This window comes from Actinoallomurus sp. NPDC050550 (assembly GCF_040655075.1).
In the GTDB taxonomy this organism is placed as follows: domain Bacteria; phylum Actinomycetota; class Actinomycetes; order Streptosporangiales; family Streptosporangiaceae; genus Actinoallomurus.
Window position 1 is genome coordinate 21,588 of record NZ_JBFAJC010000086.1, and the last position, 14,790, is coordinate 36,377.

Consider the following 14,790-nt stretch of genomic DNA (forward strand, 5'->3'; position numbering starts at 1 on the left):
GGCCTGTGGCGTTTCGTGCGCTGTGCCGCCCGTAACGGTCATCGCCGCCGGTGAACCTTGGAATTCGTTCCGCGAGACGCCGGATCTCGGCGTTAGGACACGCCGAACAGCTCGTCCTCAACGTGGTTGAGGGCCAGCCGTACGGCGCCGAGGGCGACGGAGTCGGCGCCGAGAGTCGACGGCTCGACACGGACGGGGAACAGCAATAGCCCGGAAAGCTCGCGCTGGAGCGGTTCGATCAATACAGAGCCCCACGCGGACAGGCCGCCGCCGAGGACGACCAGGTCCGGATCGAGGGTGAGCGCCACCGCTCCCACCCCACGCGCCAGGTCCGTGGCGAAGGCGTCGATCGTCGCGAGCGCCTGGTCCGATCCGACCCGCGCATCGGTGAGTACGGCCTCGGCGCCGCCGTACTGCTGGAAGCGGTCGAACGCCTCGTACCATCCGACCGAGTGCATGACGCCGATCTCTCCGGCCGCGCCGTGCCGCCCCGCGTGCAGTCGTCCGCCGAGGAGGAGACCGACCGAGATGCTCCGGCCGGCGTGCACGTAGACGACGTCGGCGGAGTCCCGGGCGACTCCCTGCCAGTGCTCGGCCAGCGTCGCCAGCTTCGTGTCGTTGCCCGCGACGACGGGGGTGTCACCGAGGCCGGCCAGCGAAAGATCCGCACCGGTCATGTCCGGCAGCCGTGAGCTCATCACGACGCGACCCTTATCGACGACGCCGCTGGCGGCGACGCCGATCGCCCGGAGGTCGGAGGCACCCAGGCCGGCCGAGCGCAGGCTGCGCTTGATGACAGTACGGGCTGCGGCGAGCCGTTCGTCTCGCGGCGTCTCGGGAGTGACCGTCGTGCGCCGGCTGTCGACGATGTTGCCAGTGAGATCGGCCGTGATCGCGAGGACTTTATGCGGTCCGATGTCGACCCCGACCACGTGCCCGGCCGTCGCGCGGAACCGGAATCGGCGCGCCGGGCGACCGACGGATCGCGGAGCATCGGCGGCCGGGAGCGCCTCTTCCACCAGGCCCTCGTCGATCAACCCGGCCACCACGTCCTCGATCGTCGACCGGGAGATCGAGGTGGCTCGCACCAGATGGGTGAGCGTGAGCTCGTCGGCTCCGTACAGAGCACGCAGGACGGCGGCCGCGTTGAGTCGCCGCAGCAACGCGGGGTCCTGACCGGTGAGGCTCATCTGAATCCCCTCTTGACGTATGGCCCGCCGTGCTGGACCATCACCCTAATTATTACAGGTCCTATCAAAAATATTTCAACGCCAGGAGGCCGCAGATGAAGAGGGCTGTCCTCATCGCGCCACTGATCGTCGGGCTCGCCGCCTGCGCCCCCGCGGGGAACGATCAGGGTAACGGCAGTAAGAAGGAGATCACGTTCCTGACGTTCGAGACGCCGAACCTCACGCCGCAGTACTGGGACGCTGCGATCAAACGCGTGACCGACAGGTACCCCGACATCAAGGTCAAGAAGCTCGTCGCGCCGGACGCGGGCAGCCGGGACGCCTACGCCAAGCAGCTACTGGCCTCAGGCCAGTTCCCCGACGTCCTCCAAGCCGTCTCCCCGCAGGGCTTCGCCGAGTCCGGGAAGCTCGCGCCGTGGACGGACAGTGAGCTGAAGAACTACCAGTTCCCGCATGCCAACCCGATCAAGGGCAAGATCTACCAGCTGCCGTACAACACCCAGCCGACGCCGCTGGTCTACTACAACAAGTCGCTGTTCAAGGAGGCGGGAATCACCTCGCCGCCGCAGACCTACAAGGAACTGCTCGGCGACGCGGCCGAACTCCAAGCCAAGGGCATCACGCCGTTCACGGTCGGCGGCGGCGGCAAGGACACCTTCGCCGCGGCATACCTGTGGATCGCGCTGGTCGGCACCGACGTGTACCCCAAGCAGCCGGACTTCCTCGTCAGGCGACGCGCCGGGCAGGTCAGGTTCGCCGACCCGCTGTTCAAGGAGGCCACCGGCAAGTTCGTCGACCTGGTCAAGAAGGGCTATGTCGACAAGTCCGGGCTGTCCCGCGACTACCCCAGCACGGAGGCGGCGTTCCTGTCCGGGAAGGGCGCGATGTATCCGATGGGATCGTGGTTCGCCGCGGCGGCCGACAGCAAGGCGCATAAGTTCGACATCGGCGTCTTCCCGTTCCCCACCGACGACGGCAAGATGATCGTGCCTGCCTATACCGGTGGCGGCCCCATCGTCAACGCCAACTCCAAGCATCTGGCCGAGGCCAAGAAGTTCGCGCTGGCGTTCAACCAGGATGCCGCCAACAACGACGCGCTGGTGAAAGGCGACGGCGCGATCATCACCATCAAGGGCTACAACCCGCCCAAGGCCGGCCCTGTCTACCAGGCGACACTCGATGTCTACAACCAGGCCGTGAGGGACAAAGGCGTCGTGAACGCCTTCACGGTCGAGACCGGCGACGATGCGCTGCTGACCGGAGTACCGGACCAGGTATTCGCCCTGGCCCAGGACATCATCGGCGGCGGCAAGGACGCTGGCGCCGTCACCGCCGAGCTCGACAAGGACTGGAAGAAGGCGGGCGGCAAGTGACCCTCGCCCAGGAGCGGAGGCGCGTGGCCGCCGCGCGACCTCGCGGGCAGACCCGCCGGTCGCCGTGGCCGAAGGTGCGATACTTCCTGGGTTTCGGCGCGCCAGGTCTGCTGGTCTACGCCTGTTTCGTGCTCGCCCCCATCCTGCTCAGCCTCGGCTACAGCCTCACCAACGCGGGGCCTTTCGTGACCGAGACACGGTTCGTCGGGCTGGCGAACTATCGCGAGCTGCTCACCGACGCGGACTTCCTGAGATCGTTGCGGGTCACGACGGTTCTGACGTTGATCGTGGTGGTCGTGCCGAACGTGGGCGGGCTCGGCGTCGCGCTCCTGCTCGACCGGCGCGGATGGCTGTACAACGCGTTGCGCAGCGTGTTCTTCGTGCCGATGGTGTTGTCCTCGGTCGTCGTGTCGATCGTGTGGATGACCATGCTCTCCGACGACGGCCTGGTGAACACCCTGCTGCGACAGCTCGGCGTGGCCCATCCGCCCGGCTGGCTGTCCGACCCCGGGCTGGCGCTGTACTCCGTGGCCTCGATCATGAGCTGGCAGTTGCTCGGGTTCTGCACCGTCGTCTACCTCGCCGGGCTCCAGGGCGTGCCGCAGTCGCTGCTGGAGGCCGCCGAGATCGATGGCGCCGGGCCGTGGCGCCGGTTCCGCAACGTCACCTGGCCACTGCTGGCGCCGTCGCTGACCATCAACACGGTGATGCTGCTGATCACCGCGTTCAAGGCATACGACCACATTCAGGTGCTCACCAAGGGCGGCCCTGGCACCGGGACCACGGCGACGATCGCCTTCGACATCATCCAGGTCGCCTTCACCCAGAGCCATACCGGCGAGGCGTCGGCCATGGCGATCACCATGCTCGTGGTCATCGCGGTCGTGGCGAGCGTAGCGCTCCGGCTCTTGCAGAAGCGGGAGGTGGACCTGTGACCTGGCGCCGCCCCCTGGCCGCGCTCATCGTCGCGGCGGCCTTCTTCGCCCCGCTCTACCTGGTGCTCGTCAACGTCTTCAAGAAAGGCCCGAAAATCACCGCGAACCCGGCGGCACCGCCGGTGCCGCCGACGCTGGCGAACATCACCGGTGTGCTCACGCGGCCGGACCGGTTGTTCTGGAACGGGCTGCTCAACAGCGTCATCATCACCGGCCTGTCGATCGCCCTGCTCACGATCGTGTCGGCGATGCTCGGCCACTACGTCTGCCGGACCCGGTCGCGATTCGCCCGCATCGCACTTCTCGTGCTGCTGGCCGGTCTGATGATGCCGCCGCAGGTGATCCTCGTGCCGGTCACCCAGATCCTGCGGATGACCGGGCTGATGGCGACGATCTCCGGCCTGGTCCTGTTCAACGTCGGCTACTACATCCCCTTCGGAGTGTTCGTCTTCGCCGGATTCATCCGGTCGATCCCGGTGGAGTTGGAGCAGGCGGCGGCCATCGACGGCGCAGGCCGGTTCGCCACCTTCTGGAAGGTCGTGTTCCCGCTGCTGCGGCCGGGCAGCGCCAGCGTTCTGATCTTCCTCGGGGTGTGGATCTGGAACGACTTCCTCAACCCACTGATCATTCTTGGCCCGGCCGGAGGCACCACGATCACGGCCGGGATCTACCGGGCCATCGGCCAGCACCAAAGCGACTTCGGCAGCATGTTCGGGCTGATGTTCCTCTCCTCGCTGCCGATCCTCCTCTTCTACCTGCTACTGCAAAAACACTTCGTCAAGGGACTCACAGGGGGAGCCGTCAAAGGATGAGTCACATCAACCTGCGCGATCACGTCGGGGTGCCGCTCGACCGGCCCGTCAGGCTCGCCTTCGCCGGGGCGGGCGCCCGGGGGGCCGCCTATGCCTCGCTCGCCGAGGAGGCCGGGGCAGCCGTCGTGGCCGTCGCCGAGCCTCGTCCGCCGGCCCGGGAGCGCTTCGCCGTACGGCATGCGCGCGCCGAAACGTTCGCGGACTGGCGGGACCTGGCGGCACGGCCTCGCCTCGCGGACGCCGTCGTGATCGCCAACATGGACGACGGGCACCGGGAGGCGGCCGAGGCGTTCGCCGCCCTCGGCTACGACATCCTCCTCGAGAAACCGATCGCCACCAGCGAGGAGGACGTGATCGCGATCGGCGATGCCGCCCGCAAGGCCGACGTGACGCTCGCCGTCTGCCACGTGATGCGATACACGCGGTACACGACCGAACTCATGAAGGCGCTCAGCGACATCGGTGAGATCGTCAGCGTCGAGCACCTCGAGCCGATCGGCTACTACCACTTCGCTCACTCGTACGTGCGGGGCAACTGGCGGCGCACCGACCTCACCTCCTCCGCGCTGCTCACCAAGTGCTGCCACGACATCGACTGGCTGGGATATGTGATCGGCCGCCCGGTCCACCGGGTCTCCTCCTTCGGATCGTTGTCCTACTTCCGGCCCGAGAACCGTCCCATCGACGCGGCGGACCGATGCGTCGACTGCCCGCTACAGGACACCTGCGCCTACTCCGCCACCCGGATGTACCGAGACGGCCTGCGCAACGGCGGCACCCGGCAGTACTTCACGCGGATCATGGCCGGCGAACTCACCGAAGAGGCGGTGACGACGGCGCTGCGCGAGGGACCGTACGGCCGGTGTGTGTGGGCGAGTGACAACGACGCGGTCGATCACCAGATCGTGAACCTGGAGTACACCGGCGGGGTCACGGTCGCGTTCACCATGACCGCTTTCACTCCGGTGGAACACCGGCACACCAAGATCTTCGGCACCAAAGGCCAGCTCACCGGCGATGGGCGCTTCATCCATACGTACGAATTTCTTACTGAACGGACGACCACGATCGACACCTCGCTCGACGGCTCCTCCGCCGCCGAAGGGCACGCCGGCGGCGACGAGGCGCTGATCCGCTCCTTCGTCACCGCTCTCCACGACGGACACCCCGACCTCATCCGCTCCGGCATCGACGACAGCGTCGACGGCCACCGCGTCGTCTTCGCCGCCGAACGCGCCCGGAGGGAGGGCACCGTCGTCACCCTCTGAGCCAATGCTCCTGAGCCCCCAGACCAAGGAGACATTCCAGTGAGACGCCTGTCCATTCTCGCGGCCGGTACGGCCGCAGCCCTCACCCTCCCGCTAAGCTCGATGGCTGCCGCCTCGGCAAACACCGTCCAGCCGAGTTCTCCCGCGCGCCACGCGGGCTTCGACATCACCGCCGGCTACCTGACGATCAAACTGGACACCGCGGGGACAGTGGTCGGCCTGCTCGACGCCAGGACCGGAATCGACCATCTGGCTCCCGGCAAGTCCGCTCCCCTCGTCAGCCTGGTCATCGGTGGCAAGCAGGTACGGCCGACCAAAGTCGTGCGAGCCGGAGACGGGCTGATCTTCAGCAACGCGACCGCCGGTGTCAAGATCACGGTGAAGACGGAGAACAGGGCCGGCTACACGACCTTCGAGGTGACCGAGGTCCACGCGCCGAAGGGCGCGGACGTACAGACACTTCTCTGGGGCCCGATAGCGACCTCGATCACGCAGACGATCGGCGAGACAGTGGGCGTGGTCCGCGACACCACCTTCGCCATCGGCCTGCGACCACTGAACGACCGGACCGAAGGCGCCTGGCCCCAGGAGTACCAGCAGTTCGGCTGGGAGAACGAGGTCGAGGACAACCCCTCCCGGCTTCAGGTCGCCCCCCACGAAGAATGGAGCGCCGCAGGCAAGACCGGCTGGGGCTCGGTTCTACGCGCCTTCACCTACGACTACACCAAGGAACGCGAGCGACAGAACCTCGGCGGCCACCGCATCCCTGTCGGGCCGCTCCCCGGCAACACCGGGAAGATCCCCGGTTCTAAGATCGCCCTTTTCGGGGCCCCGCCGGACATGGCACCGACGGTCCTGTCGAATATCGCCAAGGCCCAAGGGCTGCCGTACCCGCGACAGAACGGACAATGGCAGAAGACGGCCCAGGCCAGCAGCCAGTCCTTCCTCGTGCTCGGCGACCTGCGCACTGACACCATCCCAGCGGCGGCCGGCTTCGCCAAGGCCGCGGGAATCGGCTACATCTACTCCCTGCCCAACGCCGTCGGCCCCTGGACGTCGACAGGCCACTACCGGTTCGACTCCTCCCTCGGCGGCAGCGACGAGGCGGCCGCCAAGGCGGTGAAGCTGGCCAAGACCAACGGCGTACGGCTCGGCGTGCACACCATCTCCGACTTCATCAGCACGAACGACCGCTATGTGACGCCTGCTCCCGCCGACGCGAGGCTCGCGACGGGAGGACGCGCCAAGCTGACCCGTCCGCTGGCGCCCGGCGACACCACCATGTACCTCGACTCAGACGCGCCGTTCGCCCCCGGCCTGTCCAACAGGCTCCTGCGCCTCGGCGACGAGTTCATCGGCTACGACGCGGCGCAGAAGACTCAAGACGGCTGGGTCGTGACCGGGCTGCGGCGAGGCCAGTGGGGTTCGTCCGCGACCGCCCACGCCGCAGGTGACCGCGCCGCCCGCGTGATCGTCAACTCCTACGACGGGGCGATCGGCGGCCTGGGCATCATCGACGAGATCGCCGGCCGCTTCGCGACCGCATGGAACCGAACGGGCATCATGGCCAACTCCTACGACGGCGTGGAGTCCGCCTCCGAATCCGGCTGGGGGAACTACGGCCAGGCCCGGCTGATCAATGGCACCTATCGAAAGAACCGCGCCAAGAACGGCTACATCACCGAGACCAGCCGCATGACCTCCAACACCTGGGACGCACTCACCCGGGCAAGCTGGGGCGAGGTCGGCGTGACCACCATGGACCAGGTCTTCATCAACAACGACTTCTACCGGGCCAACTTCCTACCCGGCATGCTGGGCTGGATCAGCCTCCACGGCTCGGAGAGCCTGCTCAGCGTCGAAAGCAAACTCGCACGCGGTGCAGGCCTGAACGCGGGCGCCGGATTCCAGACATCGGTGTCCAACCTCACCGCGGGCGGACAGAACACCATGCGCGTACTGGACGCGATCAAGCAGTGGGAGACCGCACGCAACCTCGGTGCCTTCACCGAAGAGCAGAAGGCCCGGTTCCGCGACAAGTCGACCAACTGGCATCTCACGGTCGCCAAGCCCGCCAAGGAATGGACCCTGCAGGAACTCGACGCCAGCGGGAACCCCGTCGGCTCACCCCAGACCGTCAAAGCGCCCATCCCGCAGCTGAGCGCCGGGCCGCTTCCCACAGCCACAATGCACCGGCTCTACGAGACGAAGGTGACCACCAACACCCCAGCCACCGTCAGATACGAGGTGACCGCCGGAGCTCTGCCCGAAGGACTCACTCTCAACCAGGACACCGGCGGCATCACCGGAACGCCGACCCGAGCCACGAAGGCCACCTTCACCATCACAGCCCACGACTCCGGCGGCCTGCCCGCCGCCCGGACCACCTACCAGATGACCGTCCGCCCCTGAACGCCCTGGGAACAGCCGTACCGCTTCCAGCCATACTCGATTGACATGACCGGCGGGACACCGCCGGTCATCGAGCAAAGCGAAGACCTCCGAATGCGCTGCAGACGTGAACAGGGTCTGCCGGTGCACCGAGAGGGCCTCGGCGGTGCGCTGGGCATGGCCGGCGTTCGGCGCGATCGAGTCCTCGGCCGGTGACGGCGCACGCTCGGTCCAGCGGCTGCCTGCGGAGGGCGTTCAGGTCGGCGAGGTTCCACATCGTGACGGGTGCGGATGCAGAGGTACTCGTGCTGGAGAAGGGGGCGGAGCCGCCCAGGCAGGTCCGCGCGCTCGGCCTGCACGCGCGCAGCGTGTTACTGGACGCCATCGCGGTGGGGTTTGAGCCCGATGTCCCGTCAGATCCGCCCGATCGTGGACCTGTTCAATCCTCTACGCTCGGCCATCGAGGCCGGCTCGCTGCCGGTCAGGCGGCCTGCAGGGCGATGGTGGGTGAGAGTCGGGCGGCTCGGACGGCCGGGTAGAGGCCGGCGATGGTGCCGATGACCAAGGTGGCTGCGAATCCGCCAGCGATCGCCCAGGGGGGGACGACCGGTGGCAGGCCGGTGGATGTGGCGTACCCGAAGGTGGCCAGGGTGCCCAGTACCGCCCCTGCGACTCCTCCCATGCCTGAGAGCAGCAGGGACTCGGTCACGAACTGGATCCGTACGTGTCCGCGGGTCGCGCCCAGCGAGCGCCGGAGGCCGATTTCATGTCGGCGTTCCAGCACCGAGATGATCATTGTGTTGGCAACACCGACGCCGCCCACCAGAAGCGCCACAGCGCCCAGGCCGAGCAGCAGGCTCGTGAACCCGCCGGCCGCGGCGGCCTTGGCCTGCAGAGCCGACGACGGGTCGGTGACCCTGACGTCCTGTGGGTTCTCCGGGTTGACCGTACGGGGAAGCAGGTGACCTACCTGGGTCACGGCGGCGTCGGTGGAACGCTCATATACCGAGGTCGGGTGGCCGTCGAAACCGAGGTACTTCTGCGCTGCCTCCCAGCCGATCAGGGCGGAGCGTTCGATCTCCGGTGCCAGCGGCAGCGGGTCGAGGATGCCGACCACGGTGAAGTAGCGGTTCTGGATGAAGACCTGTTCACCGATCTCACTGATGCCCAGCCGTTCTGCCGTCACCGAGCCGAGGACCACCGACGGGTATCGGCCGTTGCCCGCGTTCAGCCACGTCCCAGCGCGGATCTTGCCGCGCAGCGTCTGGAGCAGGCCCTCGGTGGCGGCCTGCGCGCTGATGCCGCCGGTGTCGTCCGGGTCGATCTTGTTCGAGCGGCGCACGGTGCCCGTCAGCGATCCGGTGGCCCCCGCATGCTGGACGCCGTCGATCAGCTGCGCCATCGTCTCGGCACCCTTGGGGAGCTTGGTCTTCTTACCGGTGAACATCGAGTCGCCGGGCGTGGCCACGAGCAAGTTGGTGCCGAGACGATCGAGTTGCCGCATCACGTTGGCCTTGCTGGACGCCGAGATCCCCACAACGGAGATCATCGTCGCGATGCCGATCGCGATGCCGAGAGCGGACAGGACCACCCGGAAGGGCCGGGTGCGCAGTCCCACCGATCCGGTGCGCAGCACGTCGGCGGTCGCGAGCCGGGCCGGGGTGAGCCTCCTGCCCTGCCGCGGCGTCGAGGGAGTGCCGTCATGGTCGCCTGACTGCGGCGTCGTACGGGTGTGCCCGTCTCCGGGTCTCATCGGGTGCCTGTTCTCGTCGGTGCCCGCGAGTCGGACACGATCAGCCCGTCGCGAAGCCGTACCTGCCGGGGCAGCGCCGCGGCGATGTCGTTGTCGTGCGTGATCACGGCGATCGTGGTCCCCTCGGCGTTCAGATCGTGCAGCAGCGCCATCACGGTCTCGCCGGAGGCCGAGTCCAGCGCGCCGGTCGGCTCGTCGGCCAGCAGCAGCGCGGGTTCGCCGATGATCGCGCGGGCGATCGCGACACGTTGCTTCTGGCCGCCGGAGAGTTCGTGCGGCCGGTGCGTCATGCGGTCCGCGAGACCGACCCGTTCGAGTACCGCCACCGCCTTCCGCCGCCGGGTGCGCAGCGGCAGGCCGCTGTAGAGCAGCCCGTCGGCGACGTTGCCCAGCGCGGAGATTCCGGCGGCGAGGTGAAAGGACTGGAAGACGAATCCAAGGTTCTGGGCGCGCAGGGCCGACAGCTCGCGGTCGGCCAGTCCGGCGACCTCGTGGCCTGCGATCCGGACCGAGCCCTCCGACGGGCGGTCGAGGCTCCCGACGAGGTGGAGCAGCGTCGACTTGCCCGAGCCGGACGGCCCGACGATCGCCACCATCTCCCCGCGCCGGATGATCAGGTCCACCCCGGCGAGCGCGACGACGCCCCCGGGATACTCCTTCCGTACGCCGACGAGCTCAACGACAGGCTCGCCGACGTAGTCGCCGCCTGGCCGGTCCAGCCGCGTCGGCATCATGATTTGGGCACCTCGACCTTCATGCCTTCGCTGATGCCTTGGCCCGTCACCTCGACGCGGCCCTCGCCGAAGATGCCGAGATCGACCTTGACCGTACGGGGCGTTCCGCCGCCGACCACCCGTATGCCATAGCCGCCGCCGGGCAGCGCGAGCAGGGCCTGCACGGGGACCGAGAGGACGTTCTTTCTTGTCTGGGTCGTGATGTTCACGGTCACCGGCGCCTGGGTGAGGTTCCCGGCTTCACCGGGGTCGTCGAGCTCGACGACCACGTTGACTTTGGCCTTGCCCTGATCGCCGTCTCCCCCGTCCCCCCTGTCCTTGGTCGCCGTGGTGCCGACCGAACCTACGGTGCCCTTGGTGTTACGGCCGCCGGGCAGCTCGACGGTGACTTTCGTGCCCTTCTTCAGCAGGCTCACCTGATCGAGCGTGAGCTTGAGATCGACGACCCGTTCGGTGCTGGAGGACGTCACGATCGGCCGGCCAGCCGCGACCCGATCACCCGGCGCCGCGTCGCGGCTCATGACCCGGACCGGCCCTGGCGCGAACATAATGTCGCTCGGTCCGATCGTTCCGGTCGCCTTCGTACCGTGGCCGCGCTGCCAGCGCTTGATCGCGTCGGCCGTGGTCGCGGTGAACTTCTGGTCCACGGTCAGGCCGCCGCCGTAACCGAGAGCGCTGAGGTCCTTCTCGAGCTGGAGCACGTCCGGGCCCTCGTCTCCGGTCTTGAGCTGCCGGTACATCGGCCGTGTCCCGTACATCAGCCGCACGGGACGTCCGTCCAGCTCGTAGAGCTTGGCGTCCATGCGGACGGTGGAGCCGGAGCTCTCGACCCAGGTCACCGTGCCAGCGGCGCCTGCCATGAGCTTGCGCTCGCCCCCGTAGCCGAGCGTGCCGTCCACCGAGGTGCTGTCGTTCAGATCACCGCGTTCCACGGGGGCCGTGCCCGTGGACACGCTCGGCCGGTAACGCGCCCCCGAACCGCCGCCGACACTCACGTTGAGGGCGACCCCCACCCCGGCTGCGACGACGACCATGACGGCCGCACCGCCAATGATCGTCTTCCGTTTCATCAACCTGCTCCTTGATCCGTGCGATGACGTGTCCCGCGGCCGGTACGACCGTCTCCCGCGTGGGGGTCATTGGAACTTGGCGCAGGCCTTGGTGGCCTTGTCCAACTTGTCCTTGTCCGGGCTGCTGGGAAGAGCCTGCGCCATCCCGCCATCGAACTTCGGGTCGGGCATGTTGATGCCGTGCTCGCGCATGCAGGCCGCGAACTTGATCATCTTGTCCTTCTGCTCCGGCGTGAGCGGTTTGGGCGCCGAAATGCCGGCGACGTCCCGGCAGGCCTTCATGGCCTTCTCGAGCTTCTCCGGGTTGGCACCGTTCCCTCCGACAGCGATCCCTTGTGTGTCGTTGCTGCCGGGCTTGGGGTCAGGCATGTTGACGCCGTTCTTCCGCATACACTGGGCGAACTTCACCTGTTGGTCCTTGGCTTCGGCCCCGTTCCCGGACGCACCGGAGCCGGCGGAGGCGGCTCCCTTGGACTCTTTCTCACCGGAGTGGCCGCCGCCGCAGGCGGTGCCGAGGATGGCCAGAGCGGCCAGGGCAGAGGCCGCGGTGAGCACGCGCAGACGGTGCCGACTACTGAGCATGGTGTGTTTCCTCCCAGTCGCGCCGGACCGCGAATGACCCGGCTTCGCCCCAGCTTGACCAGGCCTGATATTTCGTTTCCTTAATCCGGACGGTTCGAGCCGATTTATCTTTTCGAAATGCCTGATCAGGTAAACCTGGCGGCATGCGCGTGCTGTTGGTGGAGGATGACGAGTACCTGGCAGAACTGATCGCCGAAGGGCTCTGGACACAGTCGATCGCCACAGACGTGGCGAATGACGGTGCCGAGGCGCTGCGCCGGCTGGAGGCGATGGACTACGACGTCCTCGTGCTCGACCGGGACCTTCCCGAGGTGCACGGCGACGAGGTCTGCCGCCAGGTCGTGGACAGCGGCCGGCTGACGCGGATCCTGATGCTCACGGCCTCCGGCACCGTACGGGACCGGGTCGACGGCCTCGGCCTGGGAGCCGACGACTACCTGCCGAAGCCGTTCTCATACGACGAGCTCGTCGCCCGCGTGCTGGCTCTGGGGCGGCGCGCCCGGCCCGCGTTGCCTCCGGTCATGGAACGAGCCGGGGTCGTCTTGGACATCCCGCGCCGCCAGGCGTACCGCGACGGCCGCCGGCTCGATCTGTCCCGCAAGGAGTTCGCGGTCCTCGAGGCGCTGATGCGGGCAGACGGGATGGTGATCGGCGTCGATGACCTGATCGAAGAGGCCTGGGAAGAGCACATCAGCTATAACTCCAACGCCGTACGGGTGACCGTCAGCAAGCTACGGTCCAAGCTCGGTCTGCCCCCGGTGGTCGAAACCGTGCCAGGTTCGGGCTACCGCATGAAGACGAGCGGATGAGGATCACTGCGCGGGCCCGGCTCACGGCCCTTTACGGAGGGCTGCTGCTCGTCGCGGGTAGCGGCCTGGTCGCCTCGGTCTACTTCCTGATGCGCCAGTCCCTTGCCGACCGCCTGCCCATCGCCATTACGAAGGCGGTCCCGCTTGATACCGCGTCGGCCCGGCCGACGTCCGTAGTTGCGCCTCAGTGGGTGGGCCGGGCCCAGGCGGACGCGATCAGCCTTGCGGCCACGACCGCCGCCAAGGACACGACCTATCAACAACTGCTGATCGTCTCGCTCGTCTCGCTCGCGGTCTTCGCGACCGTGTCGGTGTTCCTGGCCTGGTGGATGGCCGGCCGCGTGCTGCGGCCCGTTCACACGATCACCGCCACCGCGCGGCGCCTGTCCGGTGAGAACCTCAGCGACCGCATCGCCCTCAAAGCCCCGCCTGGCGAGCTCAAGGACCTGGCCGACACCTTCGACGCCATGCTGGACCGGCTGGAGGGCCTGGTCAGCGCGCAACAACGATTCGTCGCCAACTCCGCGCACGAGCTGCGAACCCCGCTCGCCGTGCAACGGGCGGCGCTGGAGATCGGCCTGGCCGGCCCCGTCCCCAGCAAGGTCGCGCGGGTACGCGACAAACTGCTGAACGTCGCGGACCGCAGCGAACGGCTCATCGAGGGCCTCCTGCTGCTGTCGACCAGCGACCAGGGTCTGGACCGGCCCGAACCCATCGACGCGGACGAGGTGGTGACGGCCGTCGTCGCCGAGCACGCGACCATGGCCTCCGATCGTGACGTCACAGTGGAGACACAGGTCGAGGCGATGCGGCTGAACGGCGACCCGACTCTCTTCAAACACCTCGTACGCAATCTCGTGGAGAACGCGCTTCGCTACAACGTCCCTGGCGGCAGGGTCCACGTCCGCCTGGACGAGGAGGCGCTCGAGGTACGGAACACCGGCCCGACCGTGCCCGCCGACGTCATCCCCCACCTCTTCGAACCGTTCCGACGAATGCACCCTCGCCGTCACACACGCGGGGAAGGCACCGGCCTTGGGCTCTCCATCGTCTCCTCGATCGCCCACGCCCACGGCGGCGAGGTCACCGCGCAGGCCAACCCAGGTGGCGGCCTGAGCATCCGCGTCACCTTCCCAGACCTGCGTCCCCGACTCAGGCCGTGGCCCGAAACGTGACCTGAGGGTTCTGGATCTCCATGACGGACAAGACGCACAGGCACGTGAGGACAAGCGGACGACGCCGGGGCGCCCGCCGATCCGGCCGATGATCCGCGCGCTGGTGCTGCGTCTGGCGGCGGAGAATCCGACGTGGGGTTCCGCCGGATCGCCGGGGAACTAGCCAGCCTGGGCCGGAAGGTAGGCGCTTCCTTGACCGCCTGGGGGTACTTGCGTCCGAGCGGGGAGTCAGCGAAGGCGGCCAGCGTGGTGAACGCGGCGTCGGCGTCGGACGCGGTGTAGATCTTCTTCAGCGGCCTCGAGCGTCTGTCTGGTCTCGCGCCGTGGCGCGCTGCCACATTCGCAGGTACGCCTCGGCGCCCCGGGACAGGTCGCCACATCATCTAGATGAGAGCGTCGAAACCAACTGCGCATCAGCTGTCCAACCGACGATGGATCAGCCGAGCCACAGCGTCAGTGCGGCTCAGGGACGGCCGCCTTGTCGTCGCCGCTGGAGGCGGTGACAGAACCGTGCAGGTGTGGGACGCGACCGCAGGGCAGCAGATCGGCGCGTACGCCTTTCCAGCCGGTGTCAGAGGAGTGGCGGTAGCGCCGGACGGGCGGCTGGTACCTGCCGCCGTAGTTGCTGTTGAAGTAGACCCGGACGGTCTTGCTGCTGCGGTTCCAGACTGAGGCGGCGCTGTTCTTGACGCACTTTC

13 protein-coding genes are annotated in these 14,790 nt (G+C 67.8%); 7 read left to right on the forward strand and 6 right to left on the reverse strand.

Features of this window, described 5'->3' with window-relative positions:
- Positions 1-92: 92 nt before the first annotated feature.
- Positions 93-1,190 (reverse strand): ROK family transcriptional regulator, encoded by a 1,098-nt coding sequence (locus tag AB0I04_RS51895; RefSeq protein ID WP_360903291.1) that lies wholly within the window; start codon positions 1,188-1,190, stop codon positions 93-95.
- A gap of 95 nt (positions 1,191-1,285) precedes the next feature.
- Here AB0I04_RS51895 and AB0I04_RS51900 point away from each other — a divergent pair, with 95 nt between their 5' ends.
- From AB0I04_RS51900 to AB0I04_RS51920, 5 genes are read left to right on the forward strand one after another with little or no spacing between them, the layout of a single operon-like run.
- Positions 1,286-2,563, forward strand: coding sequence for an extracellular solute-binding protein (locus tag AB0I04_RS51900; RefSeq protein ID WP_360903294.1), 1,278 nt, complete (start codon positions 1,286-1,288; stop codon positions 2,561-2,563).
- 23 nt (positions 2,564-2,586) lie between these two features.
- On the forward strand, positions 2,587-3,498 hold the full coding sequence (locus AB0I04_RS51905; RefSeq protein ID WP_360903297.1) for a sugar ABC transporter permease: 912 nt from the start codon (positions 2,587-2,589) through the stop codon (positions 3,496-3,498).
- A complete protein-coding gene (locus AB0I04_RS51910; RefSeq protein WP_360903300.1) occupies positions 3,495-4,310 on the forward strand; it encodes a carbohydrate ABC transporter permease in 816 nt (271 codons plus the stop codon). The genes AB0I04_RS51905 and AB0I04_RS51910 overlap by 4 nt, the downstream gene beginning before the upstream one ends.
- Complete coding sequence (locus AB0I04_RS51915) at positions 4,307-5,578, forward strand: Gfo/Idh/MocA family oxidoreductase (RefSeq protein ID WP_360903303.1); 1,272 nt, start codon at positions 4,307-4,309, stop codon at positions 5,576-5,578. The genes AB0I04_RS51910 and AB0I04_RS51915 overlap by 4 nt, the downstream gene beginning before the upstream one ends.
- A 39-nt stretch (positions 5,579-5,617) precedes the next feature.
- Positions 5,618-7,990: an Ig domain-containing protein gene (locus AB0I04_RS51920; protein ID WP_360903306.1), complete on the forward strand. Its 2,373-nt coding sequence runs from the start codon at positions 5,618-5,620 to the stop codon at positions 7,988-7,990.
- Positions 7,991-8,450: 460 nt separating this feature from the next.
- Here the strand turns inward: AB0I04_RS51920 and AB0I04_RS51925 are convergent, their stop codons facing one another.
- From AB0I04_RS51925 to AB0I04_RS51940, 4 genes are all read right to left on the reverse strand, one after another.
- Positions 8,451-9,722: an ABC transporter permease gene (locus tag AB0I04_RS51925; protein WP_360903309.1), complete on the reverse strand. Its 1,272-nt coding sequence runs from the start codon at positions 9,720-9,722 to the stop codon at positions 8,451-8,453.
- Complete coding sequence (locus AB0I04_RS51930) at positions 9,719-10,456, reverse strand: ABC transporter ATP-binding protein (protein ID WP_360903312.1); 738 nt, start codon at positions 10,454-10,456, stop codon at positions 9,719-9,721. Before AB0I04_RS51930 ends, AB0I04_RS51925 begins: the two co-directional genes overlap by 4 nt.
- Positions 10,453-11,526 (reverse strand): peptidoglycan-binding protein, encoded by a 1,074-nt coding sequence (locus AB0I04_RS51935; RefSeq protein WP_360903315.1) that lies wholly within the window; start codon positions 11,524-11,526, stop codon positions 10,453-10,455. The genes AB0I04_RS51930 and AB0I04_RS51935 overlap by 4 nt, the downstream gene beginning before the upstream one ends.
- Before the next feature lie 66 nt (positions 11,527-11,592).
- Positions 11,593-12,081, reverse strand: a complete 489-nt coding sequence (locus AB0I04_RS51940) for a hypothetical protein (RefSeq protein WP_360903319.1) — start codon at positions 12,079-12,081, stop codon at positions 11,593-11,595.
- Between the two features lie 170 nt (positions 12,082-12,251).
- Between AB0I04_RS51940 and AB0I04_RS51945 the strand changes: the two genes are divergently transcribed.
- Both AB0I04_RS51945 and AB0I04_RS51950 read left to right on the forward strand, forming a co-directional pair.
- Positions 12,252-12,917, forward strand: a complete 666-nt coding sequence (locus AB0I04_RS51945; RefSeq protein ID WP_360903322.1) for a response regulator transcription factor — start codon at positions 12,252-12,254, stop codon at positions 12,915-12,917.
- The gene (locus AB0I04_RS51950) at positions 12,914-14,092 is read left to right on the forward strand and encodes an ATP-binding protein (RefSeq protein ID WP_360903325.1); all 1,179 of its coding nucleotides are present in this window, start codon (positions 12,914-12,916) and stop codon (positions 14,090-14,092) included. The genes AB0I04_RS51945 and AB0I04_RS51950 overlap by 4 nt, the downstream gene beginning before the upstream one ends.
- 453 nt (positions 14,093-14,545) lie before the next feature.
- On the opposite strand, the gene AB0I04_RS51955 is transcribed toward AB0I04_RS51950, so the two are convergent.
- On the reverse strand, positions 14,546-14,790 hold a 245-nt coding region (locus AB0I04_RS51955; protein ID WP_360903328.1), incomplete at its 5' end, for a peptidase inhibitor family I36 protein.

What these genes read in the sequence shown, in the direction of transcription:
- AB0I04_RS51895 (WP_360903291.1), bottom strand. Translation starts at nt 1,190, where the DNA reads ATGAGCCTCACCGGTCAGGACCCCGCGTTGCTGCGGCGACTCAACGCG.
- AB0I04_RS51900 (WP_360903294.1), top strand. Translation starts at nt 1,286, where the DNA reads ATGAAGAGGGCTGTCCTCATCGCGCCACTGATCGTCGGGCTCGCCGCC.
- AB0I04_RS51915 (WP_360903303.1), top strand. Translation starts at nt 4,307, where the DNA reads ATGAGTCACATCAACCTGCGCGATCACGTCGGGGTGCCGCTCGACCGG.
- AB0I04_RS51925 (WP_360903309.1), bottom strand. Translation starts at nt 9,722, where the DNA reads ATGAGACCCGGAGACGGGCACACCCGTACGACGCCGCAGTCAGGCGAC.
- AB0I04_RS51930 (WP_360903312.1), bottom strand. Translation starts at nt 10,456, where the DNA reads ATGATGCCGACGCGGCTGGACCGGCCAGGCGGCGACTACGTCGGCGAG.
- AB0I04_RS51935 (WP_360903315.1), bottom strand. Translation starts at nt 11,526, where the DNA reads ATGAAACGGAAGACGATCATTGGCGGTGCGGCCGTCATGGTCGTCGTC.
- AB0I04_RS51945 (WP_360903322.1), top strand. Translation starts at nt 12,252, where the DNA reads ATGCGCGTGCTGTTGGTGGAGGATGACGAGTACCTGGCAGAACTGATC.
- AB0I04_RS51950 (WP_360903325.1), top strand. Translation starts at nt 12,914, where the DNA reads ATGAGGATCACTGCGCGGGCCCGGCTCACGGCCCTTTACGGAGGGCTG.